The sequence below is a fragment of the Micromonospora sp. NBC_01699 genome, assembly GCF_036250065.1.
Taxonomy (GTDB): domain Bacteria; phylum Actinomycetota; class Actinomycetes; order Mycobacteriales; family Micromonosporaceae; genus Micromonospora_G.
The window spans coordinates 5,753,424-5,777,422 of the sequence record NZ_CP109199.1; the positions used below are offsets into that span (position 1 = coordinate 5,753,424).

The following is a 23,999-nucleotide window of genomic DNA, read 5'->3' on the forward strand; positions in this document are numbered from 1 at the left end:
GCCCCGACCGGCACCGATCGCCGATCCAACGGGAACGGATCATGACCCGGTCGGCTGAGACTTCGGTGGTGCGGCGCCGTGTACGGCCCGGTCCCGGGTGGCCCAGGCGACCATGAACACCGCCGTCCAGAGCACCCCGAGCAGGATCGACGTGGCCGTCTCGCTGGCCGAACTCCAGCCCACGTAGAGCCGCGCCGCCCCGACCGTCACCACTCCGACCGCCGCACCGGTCCAGGCCGCCACCGCGACCGGCCAGTGGCCGTGCCGGGCCAACAGCCAGGCGAGCGTGCAGAGGCCGGCGGTGACGATCGCGTTCTGGTTCGGGAAGGCCGCCACCGCCGCACCCGCCCCGTCCGGTGTGCGCTGCCCCGGCTGGGTCAGGTCCGCGACCAGGGCCAGCAGCACCAACGGCAGCGACGCCCCGACCGTGCCGACCACGCTGACCAGGTCGGCCTGCCACGGCCGGGACCGCCAACCGACCAGCAGCGCGACCAGGGCCACCGCGATGATCAGGAACGAACCGCGGAAGACGTTCAGTACGGTGATCGCCGCGTCGGCCGTACCGGCGGCCCGCTGCTCGGCGAACCACTGCGCGATCGCGTGGTCGACCACGTACAGGCCGCTCTGGTGGATCACCAGGTCGACCAGGTACGCCAGCCCCAGACCGGTGGCGAAGAGCAGACCGAGCCCGGTGAGCAGGTTGATCAACAGGGTCCAGCCGGGACCGATGTGCATGGCGAGCAGGAAGAACAGCACCCCGTAGCGGCCGGCCAACCAACGCACCGGCGGCAGCGCGCGGGCCCGGCCCAGCAGTGCGCGTACCGGATCGGGGTTGCGGCCCAGCCACCGCCCGCCGAGCACGATCGCCAGCACCGCGACCAGCAGCACCAGCACCGCCGTGGTCGCCTTGCCGAGATAGCTGGACACCGTCTCGTACGACTCGCCGGCCAGGTAACCGACCGTCACCGAGCCGCCGACCCAACTCAGCACCCCGGCCAGGTTCCACGGGGCGAACCGCCGGTACGGCATCCCGGAACTGCCCGCCAGCCGGGGCACCAGCGTCCGCGCGTACGCGATCCACCGGGCCACCAGCACCGCGCGCCCCGCGCGGCGGGCGAGCAGCTCGTCGGCCTTGGCCCAGCGTTTCGCCCCGATCCGCCGCCCCCACTTGCTGGCCCGGATCCGGGGCCCGTGTCGCCGGCCGCTGTGGAACGCCACCGAGTCGCCGACCAGCGCCGAGGAGATCATCACCACCAGCGCGGTGCCGAGGTCCAGGGTGCCGGTGAAGGACAGGAACCCGACCAGCAGCAGGGTCGCCTCGCTGGGCACCAGCAACCCCAGCACCAGGAACCCCGTCTCGCCCCCGACCAGCGCCGCCGCGACCAGGTAGACCAGCAGCGGCGGCAACTGCTCAAGCAGGCTCACCACCGAATGCATTTCCACCCCCGGACCACGCCGGCCAGCATGCCAGTCCGGAACAACCCCATGACAGCGGTTTGGGGGAGATCCCGACCACCTCCGGGGTGACCCCGACGCAACCGCAGCGAAGGAGGAGGGAGGATAGTGTCATGCAGACCCGCGCCGACCTACGCAACGTCGCCATTATCGCTCACGTCGACCACGGCAAGACAACCCTGGTCGACGCCATGTTGCGGCAGTCCGGGGCGTTCAGCGCCCGGGCCGAGATGGCCGACCGGGTGATGGACTCGATGGACCTGGAGCGAGAAAAGGGCATCACCATTCTCGCCAAGAACACCGCCGTGCGTTACGTGCCGGCGGACGGCTCCGACCCGGTCGTGATCAACATCATCGACACCCCCGGCCACGCCGACTTCGGCGGCGAGGTCGAGCGCGGCCTGACCATGGTCGACGGCGTGATCCTCCTGGTCGACGCGAGCGAAGGCCCGCTGCCGCAGACCCGGTTCGTGCTCCGCAAGGCCCTCAAGGCCCGGATGCCGATCATCCTCGTGATCAACAAGGTGGACCGGTCGGACGCCCGGATCAAGGAGGTGCTCGATGACACCTACGAGCTCTTCCTCGACCTGGACGCCGACGAGGAACAGATCGACTTCCCGATCATCTACGCCTGCGCCCGCGACGGCATCGCCTCGCTGACCCAGCCCGTCGACGGCACCGTCCCCGGCGACAGCACCTCCCTGGAACCACTGTTCCGCACCCTGCTGACCACCATCCCGCCGCCGTCGTACACCGAGGGCGCCCCGATGCAGGCGCACGTCACCAACCTCGACGCCTCGCCGTTCCTCGGCCGGCTGGCCCTGTGCCGGGTCCGCGAGGGCACCATCCGCAAGGGTGAGACCGTCGCCTGGTGCCGTACCGACGGCACCACCGAACGGGTCCGGATCTCCGAGATGCTGATGACCGACGGCCTGGAGCGCAAGCCCGCCGAATCGGCCGGGCCGGGCGACATCATCGCCGTCGCCGGCATCCCGAACATCATGATCGGCGAAACGCTGGCGAACCTCGAAGACCCGCGACCGCTGCCGCTGATCACCGTCGACGAGCCGGCCATCTCGATGACCATCGGCACCAACACCTCGCCGCTGGTCGGCCGGGTCAAGGGCGCCAAGGTCACCGCCCGCATGGTCAAGGACCGGCTGGACAAGGAACTGATCGGCAACGTGTCGCTGCGGGTCCTGACGACCGAACGGCCGGACGCCTGGGAGGTGCAGGGCCGTGGCGAACTGGCGCTGGCCATCCTGGTCGAGCAGATGCGCCGCGAGCAGTACGAGCTGACCGTCGGCAAGCCGCAGGTCGTCACCAAGGAGATCGACGGCAAGACCTGCGAGCCGGTCGAACGGCTGACCATCGACGCCCCGGAGGAGTACCTCGGCGCGATCACCCAGCTCCTCGCCACCCGCAAGGGCCGGATGGAGCAACTGGTCAACCACGGCACCGGCTGGATCCGGATGGAGTGGCTGGTCCCGGCCCGCGGCCTGATCGGCTTCCGGACCGAGTTCCTCACCGACACCCGGGGCACCGGCATCCTGCACCACGTCTTCGAGTCCTACGAGCCGTGGTTCGGCGAGCTGCGTACCCGCAACAACGGCTCGCTCGTCGCCGACCGGGCCGGTGTGGTCACCCCGTTCGCGATGATGAACCTCCAGGAACGCGGCACCCTCTTCGTCGAGCCGACCAGCGAGGTCTACGAGGGCATGCTGGTCGGTGAGAACTCCCGCGCCGACGACATGGACGTCAACATCACCAAGGAGAAGAAGCTCACCAACATGCGCGCCTCCAGCAGCGACGAGACGGAGAAGCTGATTCCGCCGCGCAAGCTGACCCTGGAGCAGGCCCTGGAGTTCTGCCGCGAGGACGAGTGCGTCGAGGTGACCCCGGCGACGATCCGGCTGCGCAAGGTCATCCTCGACCAGAACACCCGCGGCCGGGCCACGGCCCGCCGCAAGCACGCCGGCTGACCGGCGCCGTACCCCCGGAAGATCCGCCGATCGACTACGGTCGGCGGCATGACCTGGGACAGGCTCGACCGTGAGCTGGCCACCACGGCCGGCACGGTTTCGGTGTACGCGGGCCGGCTCGACGCCGCGCCCGCGTACACCCGCCTGCCGGCGCGCACCCACTACGCGGCCAGCACGATGAAGGTCGCCGTACTCGGCGCGCTCTACCGGGCGGCCGACACCGGCGCCCTCGACCCGGACACCCCGGTGCCGGTCGAAAACGACTTCGACTCCGCCGCTCCCGGCGCACCCCGCTTCCGGTGCAACCCCGGCTACGACAGCGACCCGGCCGTCTGGGCCCATGTCGGCGGCCGAGCCTCCCTCCGCTGGCTCGCCGAACGCATGATCGTCCGATCCAGCAACCTGGCCACCAACCTGGTCATCGGCCACGTCGGCCTGCCCGCGGTCAACGCCGTCTGGGCCCTGGCCGGCGCCCGACACAGCCACACCGGACGCGGCATCGAGGACTTCGCCGCCCGCGACGCCGGCATCGACAACCCGATCACCGCCGCCGACCTAGCCGCCGTCCTCGGCACCATCGCCCGCGGCACCGACACAACCGGCCCACTGGGCACCCCGGCGGCCTGCACCGCCATGCTCCGGGTCCTGTTCGACCAGGAACACCGGGACGACCTCGCCGCCGGACTGCCCCCCGACACCCGGGTCGCACACAAGAACGGCTGGGTACGCGGCATCCGGCACGCCGCCGGGGTGGTCTTCCCCGACGACGCGCCCCCGTACACGGTGGTGGTCTGCACCAGCGGCGACCCGGACGGCGGCGGCACCGACCCGGACGCGGCGGCCCGCCGTCTGATCGCGCGCGTCTCCGCCACGGTCTGGGCCAGCCGGCACGACCTCACCCCGGGCGAACCCGCCTGAGCCGGTGATCGCCGGCCGATAGGGTGCCGGACATGGCCATCGCCTCGGTCCGCACCCACCGGCTCACCGCCCCGCTGCACACCCCGTTCGTCACCGCGCTGCGCCGGACGACCACCGTCGAGACGCTGGTGGTGGAGATCGTCGACACCGACGGGCGGTCCGGTTTCGGCGAGGCGCCACAGGTCTGGCAGGTCACCGGCTCCTCGATCGCCGGGGCACAGGCATGCGTGGCCGAGCTGCTCGCCCCGCTGCTGGTCGGCCGGAACCCCGACGACCTGGTCGCCCGCTGTACCGAGATACGCCGGGCGGTCGCCGGCAACGAGGCCGCCCTCGCCGCCACCGACACCGCCCTGCACGACCTGGCCGCGCGCCGGCTCGGCGTACCCCTGGTCCGGCTGCTCGGCGGCACGACCCTGCGCGTACCCACCGACGTGACCCTCGCTGCCGGCGAGGCCGGCGCCCTCTCCGCCGCCGCCACCCGGCGGGTGGCCGAGGGCTTCACCGTCCTGAAGATCAAGGTGGGCGCGGACGCCGCCGGTGACCTGGCCCGGGTCCGGGCGGTCCGGGCCGCGGCCGGACCGGACGCCCGGATCCGGCTCGACGCCAACCAGGGCTGGACCCCACGGGAGGCGGTCCGGGTCATCCGGGGAATCGAGGACGCCGGCCTGGACGTGGAACTGGTCGAACAACCCGTGTCCCGCTGGGACCTGGACGGGCTCGCCTGGGTCAGTGACCGGGTCACCGTCCCGATCCTCGCCGACGAGTCCGTCTTCGGGCTGCGCGACCTGGTCGCCGTGATCCAGCGGCGGGCCGCCGACCTGGTCAACGTGAAGCTGGCCAAGTGCGGCGGCCTCGGCGTCGCCCGTGGCCTGCTCGAACTCGCCGCAGCACACGGGATCGGCACCATCGTCGGCTCGATGATGGAGAGCCAGATCGGCGTCGGCGCCGCCGCCAGCCTGGTCGCCGCCTACGGCACCACCGCCGTCTCCGACCTGGACGCCGCCTGGTGGCTCGCCTCCTCGCCGGTACAGGGCGGCATCCGGTACGAGGACGCCTGCGTCCTGCTGCCCGACGCGCCCGGACTGGGCGTCAGCGGACTGCGCTGAGTACCGCCGCGCCAATCCGGATCGCGACGCCGTCGGTCGTCCACGAGAGCGCACATGGACGTGTTGCCGCCCGTCAGGGTGTTCCGTAGGGTCGGCCGGGAAGACCGGGAGAAGGTGGGTCCCCGCTGATGTTGCAACCTGGAGTGGCATTGCAGGCCGGCCAGGAGGCCGTGGTCCGGGTCGCCGTCGCGACCCTCTGGGCCGGCCCGGAGGCGGTCCGACCGGTGGACGAGCCGGCCCTCGCGCCCCGGACCACGGACATTCCGGCCTGGATCTCCGCGATGACCGCGGACCAACAGGTCGGCGACTGTGTGCTCAGCCAGTTGCTGCTCGGAGAACGGGTGCTGATCGAGGAGATCCGGCCGGACGGCTGGGCCCGCCTGATCGCAACCGAACAACCCGCCGCCAAACTCGACCCACGCGGCTATCCCGGCTGGTTGCCGGTGGAACAGCTCGCCGCCGCACCGAGCGCCCCGGCCGGCACCCAGCCGGTTGTGGTCGACGCCACGGCCACCGCGCTGCACGCCGCACCGGACGGCGACGTGGTGCTGCCCGACGTCATTCTCGGCACCCGGCTGACCCTGGCAGGCCCGACCCGCGACGGCTGGAGCCCGGTGTACGCCCCCGGCCACGACCACCCGCTCTGGCTGCCGGCCGACCACCTCGCCCCGATCCCGAACCGGCCGCCGAGCGCGGTCGAGGTGCTCGCGGTGGCGACCCGCCTGCTCGACGTCGTCTACCTGTGGGGCGGGGTGTCCGCGTACGGGATCGACTGCTCCGGGCTGGTGCACCTGGCCTGGCGCCGGTTCGGGGTACGGCTACCGCGCGACGCCGACGACCAGGCGAACGCCACCACACCCGTACCGCTGGGTGCGGAGCGCCCCGGCGACCTCTATCTCTTCGCCCGCCCCGGCCGCAACATCCACCACATAGGCATCGTCACCGCCGAACCCGGGTACGGCGACAACCGGCGGATGTTGCACGCCTCGTCCAGCCAGCGGCGGGTGCTGGAGGAGTCGCTCACCGAGGACCGGCGGGCCACCCTGGTCGGGGTGCACCGGGTCGGCCCCTGCGCCGAGTGACCCACCGCCGCTGGCGCTAGTGACCCGCCTCGGCGAGTTGCTTGCGCCGGTCGCTGGCCGACTTGATCAGGCTGGCCACGGTGGCCACGCCCAGCGTGCCCAGGATGACCACCAGGGAGAGCCAGATCGGTACGTGCGGCGCCCAGCCGACGTGCTCGCCGCCGTTGATGAACGGCAGGTTGTTGTCGGCCAGCGCCTCCAGCACCAGCTTGACCCCGATGAAGCCGAGCACCACCGCGAGGCCGATGTTGAGGTAGACCAGCCGGTCGAGCAGCCCCCCGAGCAGGAAGTAGAGCTGCCGCAGCCCCATCAGCGCGAACACGTTCGCGGTGAACACCAGGTACGGATTCTGGGTGATCCCGAAGATCGCCGGGATGGAGTCGAGCGCGAAGATCAGGTCTGTGGTGCCGATCGCGATCATCACGATCAGCAACGGCGTGAACATGCGCCGCCCGTTCTCCCGCACGGTCAGCTTGCCGCCGGCGAAGTCCGAGGTGATCGGCAGCGCCCGGCGGCTCCACCGGATCAGCACGTTCTCCTTGAACTCCTCCTCGTCCGGCTCGCCCTGGCGGAAGAAGTTGATCGCCGTGTAGACCAGGAACGCGCCGAAGATGTAGAAGACCCAGGAGAACTGGGAAATCAGGGCCGCGCCGGCCGCGATGAAGCCGCCCCGCATCACCAGCGCCAGCACGATGCCGATGAGCAGCACCTTCTGCTGATACTGCCGGGGTACGGCGAAGCGGCCCATGATGATCACGAAGACGAAGAGGTTGTCGACCGAGAGGCTGTACTCGGTCAGCCAGCCGGTGTAGAACTCGCCGGCCGTGGAGAGATCCGTGGTCAGCCAGAGCCCCACGCCGAACAGCAGGGCCAGGGCGACGTAGAAGCCGACCCAGAGACTGGACTCGCGGATGCTCGGCTCGTGCGGCCGACGCCCGATGATCAGCAGATCAACTGCCAGCACCACGCCCAGCGCGACCAGCGTTACGACCCACACCCAGGTGGACACGTTCAAATCATTCCTCCGGCAGACACTCGGCACACCCGAAACGGCACACCCGTACGGGCGTGCCGTGGCTGGTGCTGCCGAACCTGGGTGACTGTCGGAGGTCTCTTCCACCAGCGGCACCCGGAACACCGCTCCGACAGCCACTGACCGACGGGCCGGGTCGACCTCCGGACCAGCCGGGGAAGACCGTGTTGACGACGCCGCCGCGAGGGAATACTCCCCTCCTTGCCGCCATCATCCCCCATCCCGAACCCATCAGGCACCTCGACCGGATGCGTTCTTCCCCACCCCCACCCCCCACGTGCCCCACACCACAACCCCAACCCATCCTAGGAGGCTAGGTGCCCTGCCCCTGCCCCTGCCCCTGCCCCTGCCCCTGCCCCTGCCCCTGCCCCTGCCCCTGCCCCTGCCCCTGCCCCTGCCCCGTCGATCTTGCACTTGTGGCTGTTGACGTATGCGAACAAGCTGCCTAATCCGGGCGCCACAACTGCAAGATCGGTGGGGCGGGGGCGGACGGGGCGGGGCGGGCGGGGCGGGGCGGGGCGGACGGGGCGGGACGGACGGGGCGGGACGGGCGGGGCGGGACGGGCGGGGCGGGGGCGGGTGGGGTGGGGGGAGGGGGGGCGTGGGAGGGTGGGGGGATGGTGCTTGAGGTTGCGTTGATTGAGGTCGTCCCGGGGCGGGAGGACGAGTTTGCCGTCGCGTACGCCGAGGGCCACAAGGTTCTCGCCAGCACGCCCGGCGTCCGCTCGGTACGGATGACCCGGGGCGTGGAGTCGCCCTCCCGGTTCGTCCTGCTGGTCGAGTGGGACTCGGTGGCGGCGCACGAGGAGAACTTCCGCGGCACCGAACGATTCACCATCTGGCGCGGACTCATCGGCCCGTTCTTCGCCGCGCCCCCGGTGGTCGAGCACTTCACCGACGTACCGGCCTGAGCGGACGAGTTTCTGTCGTACCGCACGGCTAGCCTCTCGTCGTCCACACGCGACCCGAGGGAGCCGACGCATGTACCGACAGGGCGACGTCCTCGTCCATCCGATCGACCCGGCCGAGGTCCCGATCGGGCTGGTTCCCGCCGGCCGGGACGCGCGGGGCCGGTTGGTGCTGGCCCGGGGTGAGGCGACCGGGCACGCCCACGTGGTCAGCGGTGCCGGCGTCACCCTGTGGACCCTGCCCGACCAAACCGAGCCGACGATCCTGCTGATCGAGGGCTACGGCCGGCTCGGCCACGAGGAGCACGGACCGATCCCGCTGCCCGCCGGTGTCTACCGGGTGGTCCGCCAGCGGGAATACCTGCCCGGCACCTGGCGACCGGTGGCCGACTGATGACCACCGTGACACCGCAGGCCACCCCCGCGCCGCACATCGCCCCCGCGCCACACACCGCCCCCGCGCCGCAGACGACCCCGGCGCCACACACCGCCCCCGCGCCGCAGACGACCCCGGCGCCACACACCGCCCCCGTATCGCAGACCGCCCCCGTATCGCAGACCGCCGCTGCATCGCGGACCGCCGCCGGGCGGCCGGCCGCCTCGGCAGCACCGGCGACACCGGACCCGGCGCCGCCGCGAGTCGCCGGGCAGTCCGACGAGAGCGCCGCCCGGCTGGCCCGCGCTGCCGACGACTGGCTGGCCCGTGGCCTGGCCACCGAGCCGGCGGACCGGCCGGCCGCCGAGGCCGCCGTCCGGGAGGCGTACGCCGCAGCCAGCCTGGCCGCGCCCGAAACGGTGCTCTGGCTGGGCTCCCCGTACGCCGGGGCGCTCGCGGCGGCCCTCCTGACCCAATCTTCCTCCGGCACCGCCGGACCCGGCGGGTTCGGGGCCGCCGGGTCCGGCGGGCCCTCCCCCTCCAACGATCCGCTGGCCGAGGTCGGCGACACCGCGACCCGCCCAACCCTGCCCGAGGTCGGCGACACCGCGACCCGCCGAGCCCTGGCCGAGGTGGTGGCGGCGCTGCGGGCACAGGGATACGAGCCCCGCCCGGACGCCGCCGGGCGCTCGGTGCGGGCCCGGCTGCGTACGGCACCCTGGGCGGCGGCGCGGGCCGACGCGGTCGCCCGGCTCGGCGCGACCGGCTGGGCGACCCACTGGGCGGCCGGCGGGCAACGCACCTGGCACCTGCTCAGCGACCGGGTGGTCACCCCGCTACGCACCCGGCTCACCGACGAGCTGACCGACGGGGTGCCGGCCCCGTTCGCCCGCCGCACTCGGGCCGCCCTGCTCGACGTGGTGTTCGGCCAGCACGACGCGGCCTGGCTGAGTGCGTTCGACAACGAGCCGGTGCTGACCTCGCTGGCCTCGGTGGCCGGCGCGGCCGGCTGGTGGTGGCCGTACGAGCGGGTGGTGATCCTGACCGAGCGGCCGGTGCGGGTCGAACGGGACAACCTCGGCCGGCTGCACCACGGGGACGGGCCGGCGCTGCTCTACCCGGACGGTTTCGGCCTGCACGCCTGGCGGGGCATGCCGATCCCGGCCGACGTCGCCGCCGAGCTACCCCGGCTGACCGTGGAGCGGATCCGGGCCGAGGGCAACGCCGAGGTACGGCGGGTGATGCTGGAGCACTTCGGCTACGACCGCTACCTGCGCGACAGCTTCGCGAAGGCGATCCACCGCGACGAGTTCGGGGTGCTGTGGCGGATCGAGCTGCCGCAGGACGAGCCGTTGGTGATGGTCGAGGTGGTCAACGCGACCCCGGAGCCGGACGGCACCAGCCGCACCTACTGGCTGCGGGTGCCGCCGCAGACGCGTACGGCGCGGGGCGGGGTGGCGTGGACCTTCGGTCTGACCGAGCAGGAGTACGCCCCGCTCACCCAGACCTGAACAGCGGCGGCTCAGCGCAGGGCGCCGGCCGGTACGCCCCACCGGGCACCGGCCGCGCCCGGCGCGGGGATCCGCTCCAACACCCCACCGGCGAACACCTCGTACAGCGGCAGTGTCCGCAGGTGGACGTAGCCGATGTGGCAGTCGCAGGCCGCGTTCGGGCACGGGCGCGGCCCCAACGCCGGGCGGTACGAGCCGTCGTAGAGGTTGCCGAGCGGGGTGTCCACGAAGTGGCAGCGGCGCACCTCGCCGTCGCCGCGGACGGAGATGACGCTCTCGCCGGCCCGGCACGGCGCTCCGGCCGACGGGTGCGGCCGGACGCTGTAACCGAACAGCGGGTCGATCGCCGTCCAGTCGGCCTCCTCGGCCGCGGTGTAGTGCAGACCGTCGGCGGCGTTCACCCAGAGATAGACCTCGTCGGGCAGGGCGGCGCGCAGCGCCCGCGCCTCGTCCAGGTGGGCCGGCAGCCCGACCACCCCGACCGAGTAGCGCACCCCCAGCTCACGCAGGCGCTCGCAGCGGCCGAGGAAGGTCGCTCGGCGTACCTGGTCGGGGTGGTACGTCGCCCAGAGCGCCACCGAGCGCCGGTCGGCGTCGGCCAGCCACTCCACCCGGCCGGCGAGGTTGGTCTGGATCGCCACCCGGTCCACCTGGTCCAGCCGGGACAGCTCCACCATCGCCTCGCGGTACCAGGACCGGGTCAGCCCCTCGCCCCACGGGGTGAACAGCACCGAGATCCGGTCGTCGTCCGGGTTGCGGACCACCCAGTCGACGAACCGGCGCAGCCCCGCCCGGTCCGCACGCAACTGCGCCGGGCTGTCGCGGCGCTTGGCGAACGGGCAGTACGGGCAGTCGTAGTTGCAGCTTGCCAGCGGGCCACGGTAGAGGACGGAGAGGTTCACCGGAGTGCGTACTCGGCCATCGCGGTGCGTACCGGACCGGAGACCAGCCACGGGCCGATCGCGTCGGCCCGTTCCAGCCCGGCGTCGGTCAACGCCAGCCGGCCGGGCCCGCCCGGATCGCCGCCCAGCCAACCCCGGTCGGCGAGCTGGCCGAGCTGCGGGAAGTCCTCGTCGACCCCGGTGCCGAACCGGTCCCGGTACGCCGCCGGGGCGAAGCCCTCGGCCCGCAGCAGCGACTTCACCAGCCAGCGCCGCCGCTGCTCCACCCCGTCGAGCCGGAAGCCCACCTCGGCCACCTCGAAGTCGCTCGCCGGGCGGCGCAGGTAGTCGTCGATGATGGCCCGGACCTGCCCGATGCCGACCGCGTAGTCGAAGGAGTAGTGCAGGTCGGTGGTGTACGAGCGGGCACCGCAGCCGAGCCCGACCATGCCGTCGTCCTGGCAGCAGTAGTCGGGACGCTCGCCGGCCGAACCGGGATCCGTCCCGTCCTCGGGCAGGTCGCCCCGACGGAAGTGACGCAGCGACAGTTGCCGGTAGCCGGCCGCCCGGAGCGTGTCCCGGCCCTGCCGGAACAGGTCGAGCCGCTGGTTGTCCCAGCTCTCGTCGCGGGCGCCCGGTGCGTCGTCGAGCGGCACAGGGCCGCCCTGCACGCCGTCGAGCGGCACCCGGTTGCCTGCCGTGCCTGCCAGCGGCACGTTCCCGGCCGCGCCGCCGCGCCGGCCCAGGCCGGTGAGCGGGCGGACGTAGAGCGGGTAGAGGAAGATCTCCTCCGGTCGCCAGTGCAGCGCCGCGGTCAGCGACTGCGCCCAGGTCCGGGCCGTCTGCCCCGGTATCCCGTAGATCAGGTCGAGGTTCAGCTCCACGGTGGAGTGGGCCCGGATGGTGTCCAACGCCCGTTCCACCTCGTCGCGCCGCTGCGGGCGGCCGGCCGCGTGCGCCTCGGCGTCGAGGAAGCTCTGCACCCCGATGCTGATCCGGGTGGTGCCGCGCTCGGCCAGCACCCCGATCCGGTCCGGGGTGGCGGTCGCCGGGGACGTCTCGACCGCCATCGGCACCGCACCGAGCCGGGCCCCGAACCCGGCGAGCAGGTCGAACATCTCGGTCAGCTCGGCGGCGGTCAGGTACGTCGGGGTGCCGCCGCCGATCGCCAGCCGGGCGAAGTCGGCGTCGGCGCCGAGCGCGTCGCGTACCCGGGTGGCCTGGCGGCCGAGCTGGTCGAGGTAGGCGCGCACCTGCTCGGCCGGCGGGTTGGCGCGGGTGAACAGGTTGCAGAAGCCGCACCGCATCTCGCAGAACGGCAGGTGCAGGTAGAGGAAGAGGGCGTCGGTCCGTTCACCGGCCCAGACGTCGCGCAGCGCCGGCCGGGGCCGCAACGGCCGGTACGCCGTCTTGTGCGGGTAGGCGTACAGGTAACCCTGGTACGGCGAGCCGTCCAGCCCGTCCACCCCGTTCACTCCCAGTCCCCCGGTTTCCCCCACGCGCCCGGCTCCAGCACGAACTGCCCGTACGGCACCGTCCACACCACCTCGTGGCCGAGCCGGTGTCCACTGTGGCCGTCCTCGCCATACGCGGTGCCGTGGTCGGCGCAGAGCACCACCAGGCAGTTGCGGTCGCGGGAGCCGGCCAGGGCGAAGAGCCGGCCGATGTGCCGGTCGACGTACTCCAGGGCGGCGGCGTGACTGTCCCGGCTGTCCCGCTCGGCGCCGGGCAGGTAGTGCCGGTTGGGCTGGTGCATGGCGGCGACGTTGACGAAGAGAAACAGCGGCTGTTCCTCCGGGACGGTCGGTACGACGGTGGCGATCCGGTCGAGCTGCGCCTCGAAGCAGCCCGGTGCGGCCACCCCGAACTCGGGTTCCCAGTGCGCCTCGGCGAACAGCCCCGGCAGCACCGCGCCGAGCGGTGGCTTGCGGTTGAAGAAGCCGACCCCGCCGACGCAGACGGTGTGGTAGCCGGCGGCGGTCAGCCCGGTCACCACGTCCGGGGCGTCGAAGACCCAGGTGTCGTCGCCAGTGCTCTCGCTGCCGGGGAAGGCCGCCGCGAACAGCCGGGGGTGCGGGCCGGGGGTGGTCGGGGTCGGCAGGAAACCGGCGAAGAACGCCTGGTGTGCGGCGTAGGTGAAGCTGGCCGGGCTGTGCCGGCGTTCCCATCCGCCGGGCAGCGCGCGGTGAAGGTTCGGGGTCCGGCCGGTCGCGGCGAGCTCGGTGGCCACGTCGTAGCGCAGCGTGTCCAGGGTGACGAACAGCAGGTCGTGGTTGCCGATCAGGTCCCTCATCCGACCTGCCCCCTTCCGCCGGTGGCCGACACCAGCGGCCGCCGCACCGTCCCGGTCGCCGCCGTCTCTGCCGCCGGGGTGGAACCGATCGGCGTCCGTGGCCGGTCGGTGGACCGTCCGGCCCGCCAGCGGTCGAAGCGACCACTGGTCAGCGCGTGCAGTTGGGCGGCGTAACTGTCCCGGCCCGCCGGGTCGAGCAGGTTGGGCAGCAGGTCGCCGAACGCGTTCACCTCGGCCACCATATGCCGCCGCCAGTCGGTGCCGACCATCAGGTCGACCCCGGCGTGCAGGCTGCCGGGAAAGCGGGCGGCCACGCGTACGCAGGTGGAGAGCACGGCCTCGTACGCCGGTTCTCCCATCGCCGCCCGGACCTCGGCCAGGTCGCCGCGGTCGTTGCCCAGGTGCAGGTTGGTCAGCGGACCGCGACCGGACCGGACCACCACGTGCCCCGGCTGCCCGGCCACCACCAGCACCCGCAGGTCGAGGGTCCGCCCGCCCAGCCCGGCCTTGGGAAACCACCGCTCGACCTGGAGTCCGTCCGGGGCGAGCCGGTCGACGATCGCGGCGACCTCCCGTTCGGTCCGGTAGCGACGCACCCGCAACGAGTTGAACAGCCGACCGTCGGCGGCCAGCTCGACCGAGGTGGTCGCCTGGACCCGCCCCGGCGCCGTCTCCAGGGCCAGTACGCCGGACGCGGACGACCCGTGCGCCGGCTTCACGAACACCCGCGCCCAGCCGGCGCCACGCAGCATCGCGCGCAGCTCGCCGTAGTCGCCCGGCGACACCGGCAGGGCCGCCGGCACCGGTACGCCGAACCGGGTCAGCCGGGCGTGGCAGGCGCGCTTGTCGAACATGACCGCGACATCGGCGGGATCGTTGACCAGGGTCGCGTGCGCGTCCCGTACGGCGGTGGTGAGCCGGTCGAGCGCGGCCCGCAGGCCGGCGTACCAGGCCGCGGAACCGCCGATCTCGCCGTGCTCGGCCGGGCGGTCGGCGCCGCGCAGCAGCCGGTCGACCTCGGCGTCCTCGCCGGGTGAGTCGACCCGGACGACCGCGTGGTCGGGCAACCGGACCGGGCCCTCGGCAAGCCGCCGCCAGGGCAGCGTCTCGACCGGGCCGGGCCAGGCGGCTCCGGCGGCGGCCTGGAACATCCGGACCCGACGGTTGTCCGGGTTGCCGACGACGACCAGCGGCGGCGCGGTGGTCATCGCTTCCCGGCCCCGGGGTGCGTGCCGGTGGTCATTCGGCCACGGCCACGTAGTACTCGTCCTCGTCGTCGGCGTCGATGCCCTCGGTCAGGTCGACGTCCACACCGGGCAGTTCGGCGACCAGCCGGGCCGCCAGGTCGTCGGTGACGAAGTGGTGGTTCAGGTCCAGCCGGCGCAGGTGGGTCAGCGGCTGCCCGGCCAGCAGCGCCGCCGCGCCCCGGTCGCCGAACATGCCCAGCGACAGGTCCAGGGTGTGCAGCCGGGCCACCACCGGCGCCCCGGCCAGCGCCGCCGCCACCTGGTCGGCGATCTCCGCGTCCCGCAGCCCGAGGTAGGTCAGCGCCGGCAGCCGGGTCCCGGCCAGGATCGGCGCCAAATCCTCCACGGTGGCGTTGCCGCCGTAGTTGTCGGTGCCGAGCCAGAGCTCCAGGTGGGTCAGGGCGGGCAGGTCGCACTCGCCGACCGCGCGGACCAGCTCGGCGGAGAGCCCACCGGACTCAAACGCCAGCTCCCGCAGCAACCCGTGGCGGACCGGGCGCAGCCGCACCGGAGCCTTGTGCGGTTCGGAGCCGCGGACCCGGAGCACCTCCAGCGCGGGGTACGCCTCCAGCACCGGGGCCACGTCCTCCTGCCGGATCCAGGAGATCTCGCACTCCTCGCTCATCATGTCGCCGAGGAAGAGCGCCCGCAGGCCGGTGAGCCGGTCCGCCGCCGCGCAGAGCTGGGCGTACGGCGGCGTGTTGAACGCGGCGTAGCCCCAGGAACCGAGCACCAGCGCGGTGACCGAGGCCGGGTCGACCGTGTCGAGGAACTGCTCGAACCGCTGGGCGAAGGCGGGCGAGGGCAGATCCTCGTCCCAGTCTCCGTCGTGCTCGAATGCGATCCGCCAGGCGACCGCCGAGGGGTCGGCCGGTGGCGTCGCTTCCGGGTCGAACTCGTGCACCGGCAGCCCGGCGAACTCGGTCCGGTGTCGGCCGATCATTCGGCCACGTCCACGTACCGGTCGCCGTCGCGGTCGGCTTCCTTGGCGTCGGAGAGGTCGATCTCGACCCCGGGCAGCTCCTCGACCAGCCGCGCGGCCAGCTCCGGGCCGACGTAGTGGTGGTGCAGGTCGAGCCGGCGCAGGTGGGTCAGCGGCTGCCCGGCCAGCAGCGCCGCCGCGCCGACGTCGGACAGGATGCCCAGCGACAGGTCCAGGGTGTGCAGCCGGGCCACCACCGGCGCCCCGGCCAGCGCCGCCGCCACCGGGTCGGCGATCTCCGCGTCCCGCAGCCCCAGGTAGGTCAGCGCCGGCAACCGGGTCCCGGCCAGGATCGGCGCCAGATCGTCCACGGTGGCATCGCCGAGGTATTCGTCGGTGCCGAGCCACAGCTCCAGGTGGGTCAGCGCGGGCAGGTCACACTCGGCGACCGCGCGGACCACCGTCGCCGGCAGGCCGCCGGACTCGAACGCCAGTTCACGCAGGGCCCGGTGCCGGGTCGGGGTCACCACCAGCCCGTCCGAGCCGCGCACCCGCAGGGTCTCCAATTCCGGGTACGCGACCAGCAGCGGCGTCACGTCCGTCTGCTTGATCCAGGAGATCTCGGACTCCTCGAAGGTCATCTCGCCGAGGAAGAGCTCCCGCAGCCCGGTCAACCGCCCGGCCAGTCCCACCAGCAGCTCGACCGGCGCCTCCTCCTCGTACGCGGAGCCCCACTGGCCGATGATCAGGGTCCGGACCGAGGCCGGTTCGACCTTGGCCAGGAACTGCTCGACCAGGGCGGCGAAGTCCCCGGTGGACGAGTCGTAGTCGGCGGTCAGTCGCCAGGCCACCGTGCTCGGATCGGCCGGCAGCTCCGCCGCCGGATCGAAGACGATCACCGGCCGGCCGGCGAATTCGGTGAGGTGGGTGTTGATGGTCATGGACACGGTCTCCCGGGCGCTGGGGGTGCGGGCGGGCGACACCATAGCAAGCCGGAACGACATCGCCGCCCATCCACACGGCTACCCGGCCGGTTCGAACCGGGCCCGCCGGCCCAGGTCGGTGAAGCCGAGACGCCGGTACAGGTGGACCGCCGGGTTGTCCACGTTGACGTCGAGCAGCGCCTCGGCCGAGCCATCGGCCCGCATCCGGCGCAGCGCCTCGACCACCAGCGCGGCACCGAGCCGCCGACCCCGCGCCGGTGGGCGTACGCCGACCTGCACGATCCAGCCCTGCCCGGCGGTGACGAACCCGAGGTCGGCACCGGCCGGATCGGTGGCCAGCAGGCTCCAGTCCGGGCGAAAGTCCTCGTCGTCGGTGGTCCACTCCACCCACTGCCCGACCGACCAGCCGGGAAAGCCGGGCCGTTGCGCGAACGCGTCGTGGTAGACGGCGAAGAACCGCTCGACCAGCTCCGGCGACCACGACCGTACGGTCAGCCCGGCCGGCAGGTCGATCCGGGGCGGTTCGGCACCGGCCAGGTCGAACCGGAGCACGTCCTCGGCGAACGTCTGGCGCAGGCCACGGGCGGTGAACAGGTCCCGGGCCGGGTCGGTCAGCGCCTCGGTCTCCAGGGTCACCCGGTCGGCGCCGACCAGGGCCGGGTCGAGCAGCCAGTCGAGCAGGGCTGTGCCCAATCCCCGCCCCCGGTGAGCCGGGTCGACCAGGCCGGTGGCGACGGCTCGGCGTACCCCGTTGGTTTTCTGTGGTCGGACCGCGCCGGCGGCGACAAGCGTGCCCGCCGGGTCGACCGCGACCCGGCCCAGCCCACCGTCGGCGGCGAACCGGCGGGCCAGGAACGACGGGTCGGCGGCCAGCGGCATTCCGCCGTCGGCGGCCAGGCAGCGCCGGGCCAGGGCGGCGACCGCCGGCAGGTCGTCGGCGGTCAGCGCCCGCCAGCCGGATTCAATTTCCACGACCGGGCAGCCTAGGCCGGCGCGGCCACGATGCCCACCGATTTCCGCCGCCGCCGCACGCCCCCTCGGTACGGTGTCCACAGGATCGAGCCAACGCCGGGTGCGGGACGCCGCGGCGGACCAGGTCGGCGGAGGAGAACGATGCGACTGACCAAGAAGGGTCACGCCTGCGTCCGGTTGGAGCAGGACGGGACCACGCTGGTGTTCGATCCGGGCGCCTACAGCGATCCCGACGCGCTGGCCGGCGCGGACGCCGTGCTGATCACCCACGAGCACCAGGACCACTTCGTCGAGGACCGGATCCGGGCCGCGGTGGAGAGTCAGCCGCGCCTGCGGGTCTTCGCCAACCGGGCGGTGGCCGCGAAGCTGGACGGGCTCGGCGAGCGGCTCCGGATAGTCGGCGAGGGCGACACCTTCTCGGTCAACGGGATCGACATCGCCGTGTACGGCGAACTGCACGCGGTGATCCACCCGGACATCCCCCGGATCACCAACGTGGGTTACCTCGTCAACGGCGAGCTCTTCCACCCCGGTGACGCGCTGACCGTGCCCGACCGGCCGATCGCCACCCTGCTGCTGCCGGCCCACGCCCCCTGGTCGAAGACCGCCGAACTGATCGAGTACGTCCGCGAGGTGAGCCCGCAGCAGGCCATCCCGGTGCACGACGCCGGGTTGAGCGACACCGGCCGGAGCACTGTGCAGATGCTGATGGGCGGGGGCGGGCCGACGACCGGGGTGACCTACCGGCCGGTGGCCGACGGGGAGACCGCCGAGGTCTGAGCCGATCCCCCCGCCCGTGCCCTACTGCACCCCGGTGGCGTCCATCCCGCGCAGTTCCTTCTTCATCTCCTGCACCTCGTCCCGGATCCGGGCGGCCAGCTCGAACTGCAACTCCCGGGCGGCGGCCAGCATCTGGTCGTTGAGCTCCTGGATGAGCTGGGCCATCTCGGCGCGGGCCATCCCGGCGCGGACCGGACCGGCGGCCTTGCCACCGCTCTTGCTGCGGGTCTCCGGCACCGGCGCCTTGCCCCGGGAGAGCTGCCGCACCGCACCGCCGACCCGGGTGCTCTCGGTGTCCTCGGCCTCGCGGTAGATGTCGTCCAGGATGTCGTGGATCTTCTTCCGGAGCGGTTCGGGGGTGATCCCGTTGGCCTCGTTGTGCGCCACCTGCTTGGCCCGCCGCCGGTTGGTCTCGTCGATCGCGCTGGCCATCGACGGGGTCATCTTGTCGGCGTACATGTGCACCTGGCCGGAGACGTTCCGGGCGGCCCGGCCGATGGTCTGGATGAGCGACCGGCCGCTGCGCAGGAAGCCCTCCTTGTCCGCGTCCAGGATCGCGACCAGGGACACCTCGGGCAGGTCCAGCCCCTCGCGGAGCAGGTTGATGCCGACCAGTACGTCGTAGTCACCCTTGCGCAGCTCGCGCAGCAGCTCGACCCGGCGCAGCGTGTCGACCTCGGAGTGCAGGTAGCGGACCCGGATGCCGTGCTCCAGTAGATAGTCGGAGAGGTCCTCGGCCATCTTCTTGGTCAGCGTGGTGACCAGCACCCGCTCGTCCCGGTCGGTACGCAGCTTGATCTCGTGCATCAGGTCGTCGATCTGCCCCTTGGTGGGCTTCACGATCACCTCGGGGTCGACCAGCCCGGTCGGGCGGATGACCTGCTCGACGAACTCGCCCTGGGCCTGCTCCATCTCCCAGTTGCCGGGGGTGGCGGAGAGGAAGACCATCTGGCCGACCCGTTCGAGGAACTCGTCGAACCGCAGCGGGCGGTTGTCGGCGGCGCTGGGCAGCCGGAACCCGTGGTCGATCAGCATCCGCTTGCGGGACGCGTCGCCCTCGAACATGCCGCCGATCTGCGGGATGGTCACGTGCGACTCGTCGACCACGGTGAGGAAGTCGTCCGGGAAGTAGTCGAGCAGGCAGTGCGGTGGGCTGCCCGGCTCCCGGCCGTCGATGTGCATGGAGTAGTTCTCGATGCCCGAGCAGAAGCCGACCTGGCGCATCATCTCGATGTCGTAGCTGGTCCGCATCCGCAGCCGCTGTGCCTCCAGCAGCTTGCCCTGCCGTTCGAGGTCGGCCAACCGCTCGGTCAGCTCCGCCTCGATGCCGCCGATCGCCCGCTCCATCCGCTCCGGGCCGGCCGCGTAGTGCGTGGCGGGGAAGATCAGCAGGTGGTCTACCTCGCGGACCACCTCACCGGTGAGCGGGTGCAGGTAGTAGAGCTTCTCCACCTCGTCGCCGAAGAACTCGACCCGCAGGGCCAGTTCCTCGTACGCCGGGATGATCTCCAGGGTGTCGCCCCGGACCCGGAAGGTGCCCCGGTTGAAGGCCATGTCGTTGCGGCTGTACTGGATGTCGACCAGCCGGCGGAGCAGCTTGTCCCGCTCGAACTCCTGCCCGACCTTGATCCGTACGGCCCGGTCGAGGTATTCGTCCGGGGTGCCCAGCCCGTAGATCGCCGACACCGTCGCCACCACGATCACGTCACGGCGGGTGAGCAGGGACATGGTCGCCGAGTGCCGCAGCCGCTCCACCTCCTCGTTGATCGAGGAGTCCTTCTCGATGTAGGTGTCGGTCTGCGGGATGTACGCCTCGGGCTGGTAGTAGTCGTAGTACGAGACGAAGTATTCGACCGCGATGTTCGGCATCAGCTCGCTGAACTCCTTGGCGAGCTGCGCGCAGAGCGTCTTGTTCGGCGCGATCACCAGGGTGGGCCGCTGCAACCGCTCGACCAGCCAGGCGGTGGTCGCGCTCTTGCCGGTGCCGGTGGCGCCGAGCAGCACCGAATGACGATCGCCCCGGCGGACCCGTTGCTCAAGATCGTTGATCGCCGCCGGCTGGTCGCCGGAGGGTCGGAATTCGCTGATGACCTCAAACCGGCCGTCGAGTCGTGGGATGTCGAGCGCCATGCCGACAACCGTACGCCGCAGGTATGACAGCCCTGGTGGACACGGGTACGACAGCCCCGGCGGGCAACCGTCGGTACACGATCGGCTTCGATATACGCATTGTGTGGTCGAGATCACCGCGATACCGTTCTGGAGTAGGCCGCTCGCGGCGGCCGACCGGGTTCGCGACCGGGCCTCCACAACGGCCGATCGCACCCGGCGCAGTGGTTGCAGCCCCGGCCCTCGTCGGCGTGCGCACCCGACGCGGTCGCGCCAACGCGCAGACCGGCCGCCGCGAGCGCCCCTCGCGTCCCGACACGCCCGACGGCCGCACGTCACTTTGCCCCGGATTCGCCGTTCAACCACGCGTGAGCACCTCGTTGCCCCCCGCCGAGCGCCGACGATCCGCCACCGGGCAACCACCCACCGCCGACCGCCGGCAACCCGACCGGGCCGCCCCGCTGGGCGGCAACCCCGGTCGCGGCGCCACCGGACGCGCCCGGCTGCTGACCCTGGGCGTACTCGGCTGCCTCGCCGTCGGCTCCGGCGCCGGCCTCGCCGCCGGGCTGGTCTCCTGCGCCGCCCCCGGCCCGAGCGACCCGGCCCGAGCCCTCACCGCCGCCGAGGCGGACCGGCTGGCGGCGATGCGGATCACCAACCATCGCGCCGGACGGGTCGGCGTCCACGCCACGCTCGGCAGCCCGGGCACCCAGATCGAACTGACCGGCACGGTCGACTGGCCCCGAGGGCTCGCCTACCTGAGCGTCACCGGGCCGGGCGCCGGCACTCAGCGGGGACTGCTCCAGGCCGTACCCGGACTGGTGCTCAGCCGCCCGGACCCGGCGGCCGGGCCGGACCGGACCGGCGGCGGACCGGGCCCGCTGCCGGCGCTGGTACCGCCGGCACCGGCACCGCCACCGCCCGCGACACCACCCGGCGACGGCTGGCGGGCCCGTCGGATGGTCACCGGCGGACCGGTGCCGGCCGCGGTCGACTCGTTCCTCACCCTGCTCTTTACCGTCGCCGCCGACCGGCCGGACCCGACCGGGCCGCTGCTGACCCGGGACACCGCCCGGTGGCTGGGCCGGGACCGGGTCGACGGGACCACCGTCGACGTGCTGCTCGGCCCCGCCGTGCCCGCGCTCACCCCGAACCCCGACCCGGCCACCGGCGGGGCGACCCCGGCACCGCTCGCCGGTGGACCGGCCGGCGGCGCCGTACGGTACTGGCTGGACCGCGACGGACGGCTGCACCGGTTCGAGGCGCTGCTCGCCGGTGACGTGCCGGTCCAGGTCGACCTCGACCGGGCCGAGCGGCCCGAGCTGACCGCCGTCGCCGCGCTCGGCGGCGCACCGGCACAGCCACGGGCGGCCACCCGCGCCGAGGCCGACCTGCTCGCGCGAGTACGGACGGCGAACCGGGCGCTCGGCGGCGCGGAGATCACCCTCGCGGTGCCCACCACCGCGCCCGTGCCCGAACTGCCGGCGGTCAACCTCCGGGCGGCGGGCTGGGTCGACTGGTCCGACGGCGTCGCCTACCTCGCCGTACACGAACTCGACCGGCCGGGCGAGCGGACCCTGATCCGGGCCAACCGGACCGGCGTGGCGGTACGCGACGTCCCGTCGTCGCCCTCCACGAAGGGATCGACCGGCCCGGCGTCCGACCGGCCACCCGGCGCGGCCGGTGCCGTACCGCCGCCGCTGCCCCCGCCCCGCGACCGGCACTGGGAGCAGCTGAGCTGGCAGCAGCGCACCGACGCGCACGGGGCCCCGGACCTGGACCTGTTGCTGAACGAGGCACTGGCAATCGGCGGCGCCGGGCTGGGACCGGTGCAACGACTGCGCGACTCGGCGAGCCGGCTGCGGCAGGACCGGCTCGACGGGCGGCCGGTGACGGTGTTCGAGATCCCGAAGGAGGCCGAGGCGGGAGTCGGCCGGGGAGAGGCCCGGCTGCGCTACTGGGTGGACGCCACGGGGCTGCTGCGCCGGCTGGAGCTGCGTACGCGTACCGGCGCGTTCGCCCAGCTCGACCTCACCCCCGGCCCGGTGCCGGCCCTGCCCGCCGTGCCGCTGCGCTGACCCGACCGGGGCGCCGCCGCTGGTCGGTGTGGCCACCGGACCCGGTGACCACACCGACCGCCGCCAATCCGCTGCTCAGGGACGCCAGTCGGTGGTGGCCGCCCACCGCTCGGCCTCGACGTGCTCGCCGTCGAACCAGGGCTCCTTCGCCGCCGCGTAGCTGGCCGTGTCCGGGCCGCCGGCCGCCAGCCCGCGCTTGAGCGCCAGGTAACCGGCGCGTTGCCGCTCGTCCGCGCGCAGGTGATCGCGCATCAGCAGGGCGTAGCGCCACCCCGGCGTGCCGCCCACCCGCAGGTGCAGGTTGACCGGTCGGGCCGGGTCGGCGCTGCCATGCAGCCGCTTCTCCCAGCGGGCGTCGCCGGTCGGGTACCGGGGCTGGTCCCACCAGTCGCCGGCGCAACGCGGGAAGCCGGCGTCACCGAGCGGGCCGGCGAGCTTGTCGGCCTGGTCGATGGACTCGACGGTGAGCTGGATGTCGATCACGTTCTTGGCCGCCAGTCCGGGCACCGAGGTGGAGCCGACGTGGTCGATCCGGAGGTCGGCGGGACGAACCGCGTGCCGGATCCGGGCGGCGAGGCGGGCGTACTGCACCGGCCAGTCCGGGTCGGCCTCGGTGAGCTTCACCGTCCCGCCCCGGACCGCGACGCCGTCGCGCAGGTTGTGCTCGTACGGCAGCAGCCGGTCCCGCCAGAGCGTCTCCACCCGGCCGTGCAGGTCCGCCAGGTCGCCGTCGTTGCCGAGCACGACGTCGGCGGCGGCCCGCCGCTGCGGGTCCCCGGTCTGGGCTCTGATCCGCTGCTCGGCCTGCTCGACGCTCATCCCCCGGTCGCGGACCAGCCGGTCCACCCGGGTGGCCCGGTCCGCGGTCACCACGACCACCAGGTGGTACGTCGGCGCGAGCCCCGCCTCGACCAGCAGCGGTACGTCGTTGACCACTATCGCGTCGGCGGGCGCCCCGGCGGCGAGTTGAGCGGTACGGGCCCGGACCCGCGGATGGGTGATCCGTTCCAGTTGTCGTCGCGCCGGCTCGTCGTCGAACACGAGCGCGCCGAGGGCGGGCCGGTCCAGGCTGCCGTCGGCGGCGAGCACCCGGTCGCCGAAGGTCGCCACGATCTCGGCCAGGCCCTCGGTTCCGGGTGCGACCACCTCGCGGGCGATCCGGTCGGCGTCGATGAGCACCGCGCCGAGCCGGCTCAGTCGGGTCGCCACGACGCTCTTGCCCGATCCGATTCCACCGGTAAGCCCCACCATCAGCACCGGCCCAGTCAACCCCGCCGCCCCAACCCCCGGCAACCCACCCCACCCGGTTCCCCCCCCCGCCCCACCTCGTTGATCATGAAGTTAACAACGGTTCGAGCGCGCTGACCCGTTGCTAACTTCATGATCAACGACGTGAGGGGTG

Annotated in this window: 20 protein-coding genes; 9 read left to right on the forward strand and 11 right to left on the reverse strand. The window is 72.9% G+C overall.

Features of this window, described 5'->3' with window-relative positions:
- Positions 1 to 39: 39 nt before the first annotated feature.
- Positions 40 to 1,437: a DedA family protein gene (locus tag OG792_RS23230; RefSeq protein ID WP_329111382.1), complete on the reverse strand. Its 1,398-nt coding sequence runs from the start codon at positions 1,435 to 1,437 to the stop codon at positions 40 to 42.
- Between the two features lie 131 nt (positions 1,438 to 1,568).
- Here OG792_RS23230 and typA point away from each other — a divergent pair, with 131 nt between their 5' ends.
- The 4 genes from typA (at position 1,569) to OG792_RS23250 (ending at position 6,543) form a co-directional block, all read left to right on the forward strand.
- On the forward strand, positions 1,569 to 3,437 hold the full coding sequence (gene typA / locus OG792_RS23235) for a translational GTPase TypA (RefSeq protein WP_329102213.1): 1,869 nt from the start codon (positions 1,569 to 1,571) through the stop codon (positions 3,435 to 3,437).
- Positions 3,438 to 3,485: 48 nt separating this feature from the next.
- Positions 3,486 to 4,355 carry a serine hydrolase gene (locus tag OG792_RS23240; protein ID WP_329102215.1) on the forward strand — a complete coding sequence of 290 codons (870 nt, stop codon included), beginning with the start codon at positions 3,486 to 3,488 and terminating at the stop codon, positions 4,353 to 4,355.
- Between the two features lie 32 nt (positions 4,356 to 4,387).
- Positions 4,388 to 5,461 carry a mandelate racemase/muconate lactonizing enzyme family protein gene (locus tag OG792_RS23245; RefSeq protein WP_329102217.1) on the forward strand — a complete coding sequence of 358 codons (1,074 nt, stop codon included), beginning with the start codon at positions 4,388 to 4,390 and terminating at the stop codon, positions 5,459 to 5,461.
- A gap of 128 nt (positions 5,462 to 5,589) precedes the next feature.
- Positions 5,590 to 6,543: a C40 family peptidase gene (locus OG792_RS23250; RefSeq protein WP_329102218.1), complete on the forward strand. Its 954-nt coding sequence runs from the start codon at positions 5,590 to 5,592 to the stop codon at positions 6,541 to 6,543.
- Positions 6,544 to 6,559: 16 nt separating this feature from the next.
- Here the strand turns inward: OG792_RS23250 and OG792_RS23255 are convergent, their stop codons facing one another.
- On the reverse strand, positions 6,560 to 7,558 hold the full coding sequence (locus tag OG792_RS23255; protein ID WP_329102220.1) for a TerC family protein: 999 nt from the start codon (positions 7,556 to 7,558) through the stop codon (positions 6,560 to 6,562).
- Between the two features lie 635 nt (positions 7,559 to 8,193).
- Between OG792_RS23255 and OG792_RS23260 the strand changes: the two genes are divergently transcribed.
- The 3 genes from OG792_RS23260 to OG792_RS23270 all read left to right on the forward strand — a co-directional run bounded on the left by OG792_RS23260 (position 8,194) and on the right by OG792_RS23270 (position 10,371).
- Positions 8,194 to 8,487, forward strand: coding sequence for an antibiotic biosynthesis monooxygenase family protein (locus OG792_RS23260; RefSeq protein WP_329102221.1), 294 nt, complete (start codon positions 8,194 to 8,196; stop codon positions 8,485 to 8,487).
- A gap of 70 nt (positions 8,488 to 8,557) precedes the next feature.
- Positions 8,558 to 8,878 (forward strand): hypothetical protein, encoded by a 321-nt coding sequence (locus OG792_RS23265; RefSeq protein WP_329102223.1) that lies wholly within the window; start codon positions 8,558 to 8,560, stop codon positions 8,876 to 8,878.
- On the forward strand, positions 8,878 to 10,371 hold the full coding sequence (locus tag OG792_RS23270) for a DUF6745 domain-containing protein (RefSeq protein WP_329102225.1): 1,494 nt from the start codon (positions 8,878 to 8,880) through the stop codon (positions 10,369 to 10,371). The genes OG792_RS23265 and OG792_RS23270 overlap by 1 nt, the downstream gene beginning before the upstream one ends.
- Positions 10,372 to 10,382: 11 nt before the next feature.
- On the opposite strand, the gene OG792_RS23275 is transcribed toward OG792_RS23270, so the two are convergent.
- From OG792_RS23275 to OG792_RS23305, 7 genes are all read right to left on the reverse strand, one after another.
- Positions 10,383 to 11,273, reverse strand: coding sequence for an STM4011 family radical SAM protein (locus tag OG792_RS23275; RefSeq protein ID WP_329102226.1), 891 nt, complete (start codon positions 11,271 to 11,273; stop codon positions 10,383 to 10,385).
- Complete coding sequence (locus tag OG792_RS23280) at positions 11,270 to 12,727, reverse strand: STM4012 family radical SAM protein (RefSeq protein ID WP_329102228.1); 1,458 nt, start codon at positions 12,725 to 12,727, stop codon at positions 11,270 to 11,272. The genes OG792_RS23275 and OG792_RS23280 overlap by 4 nt, the downstream gene beginning before the upstream one ends.
- Positions 12,724 to 13,545, reverse strand: a complete 822-nt coding sequence (locus OG792_RS23285) for an STM4013/SEN3800 family hydrolase (RefSeq protein WP_329102230.1) — start codon at positions 13,543 to 13,545, stop codon at positions 12,724 to 12,726. The genes OG792_RS23280 and OG792_RS23285 overlap by 4 nt, the downstream gene beginning before the upstream one ends.
- Complete coding sequence (locus OG792_RS23290) at positions 13,542 to 14,753, reverse strand: STM4014 family protein (RefSeq protein ID WP_329102231.1); 1,212 nt, start codon at positions 14,751 to 14,753, stop codon at positions 13,542 to 13,544. The genes OG792_RS23285 and OG792_RS23290 overlap by 4 nt, the downstream gene beginning before the upstream one ends.
- A 31-nt stretch (positions 14,754 to 14,784) precedes the next feature.
- On the reverse strand, positions 14,785 to 15,735 hold the full coding sequence (locus OG792_RS23295; protein ID WP_329102233.1) for an STM4015 family protein: 951 nt from the start codon (positions 15,733 to 15,735) through the stop codon (positions 14,785 to 14,787).
- Positions 15,732 to 16,655: an STM4015 family protein gene (locus tag OG792_RS23300; protein ID WP_329102235.1), complete on the reverse strand. Its 924-nt coding sequence runs from the start codon at positions 16,653 to 16,655 to the stop codon at positions 15,732 to 15,734. Before OG792_RS23300 ends, OG792_RS23295 begins: the two co-directional genes overlap by 4 nt.
- 81 nt (positions 16,656 to 16,736) lie before the next feature.
- Entirely contained in the window at positions 16,737 to 17,630 is an 894-nt protein-coding gene (locus OG792_RS23305; protein WP_329102237.1) for a GNAT family N-acetyltransferase, read from the reverse strand.
- Positions 17,631 to 17,771: 141 nt separating this feature from the next.
- Here OG792_RS23305 and OG792_RS23310 point away from each other — a divergent pair, with 141 nt between their 5' ends.
- Positions 17,772 to 18,410 carry an MBL fold metallo-hydrolase gene (locus OG792_RS23310; protein WP_329102239.1) on the forward strand — a complete coding sequence of 213 codons (639 nt, stop codon included), beginning with the start codon at positions 17,772 to 17,774 and terminating at the stop codon, positions 18,408 to 18,410.
- A gap of 21 nt (positions 18,411 to 18,431) precedes the next feature.
- On the opposite strand, the gene uvrB is transcribed toward OG792_RS23310, so the two are convergent.
- Positions 18,432 to 20,540, reverse strand: a complete 2,109-nt coding sequence (uvrB, locus tag OG792_RS23315; protein WP_329102240.1) for an excinuclease ABC subunit UvrB — start codon at positions 20,538 to 20,540, stop codon at positions 18,432 to 18,434.
- A 347-nt stretch (positions 20,541 to 20,887) separates the two neighbouring features.
- Here uvrB and OG792_RS23320 point away from each other — a divergent pair, with 347 nt between their 5' ends.
- A complete protein-coding gene (locus tag OG792_RS23320) occupies positions 20,888 to 22,597 on the forward strand; it encodes a hypothetical protein (RefSeq protein ID WP_329102243.1) in 1,710 nt (569 codons plus the stop codon).
- 75 nt (positions 22,598 to 22,672) lie between these two features.
- Here OG792_RS23320 and coaE read toward each other — a convergent pair whose 3' ends face one another.
- Positions 22,673 to 23,854 (reverse strand): dephospho-CoA kinase, encoded by a 1,182-nt coding sequence (gene coaE, locus OG792_RS23325; protein ID WP_329102245.1) that lies wholly within the window; start codon positions 23,852 to 23,854, stop codon positions 22,673 to 22,675.
- Positions 23,855 to 23,999: the final 145 nt, after the last annotated feature.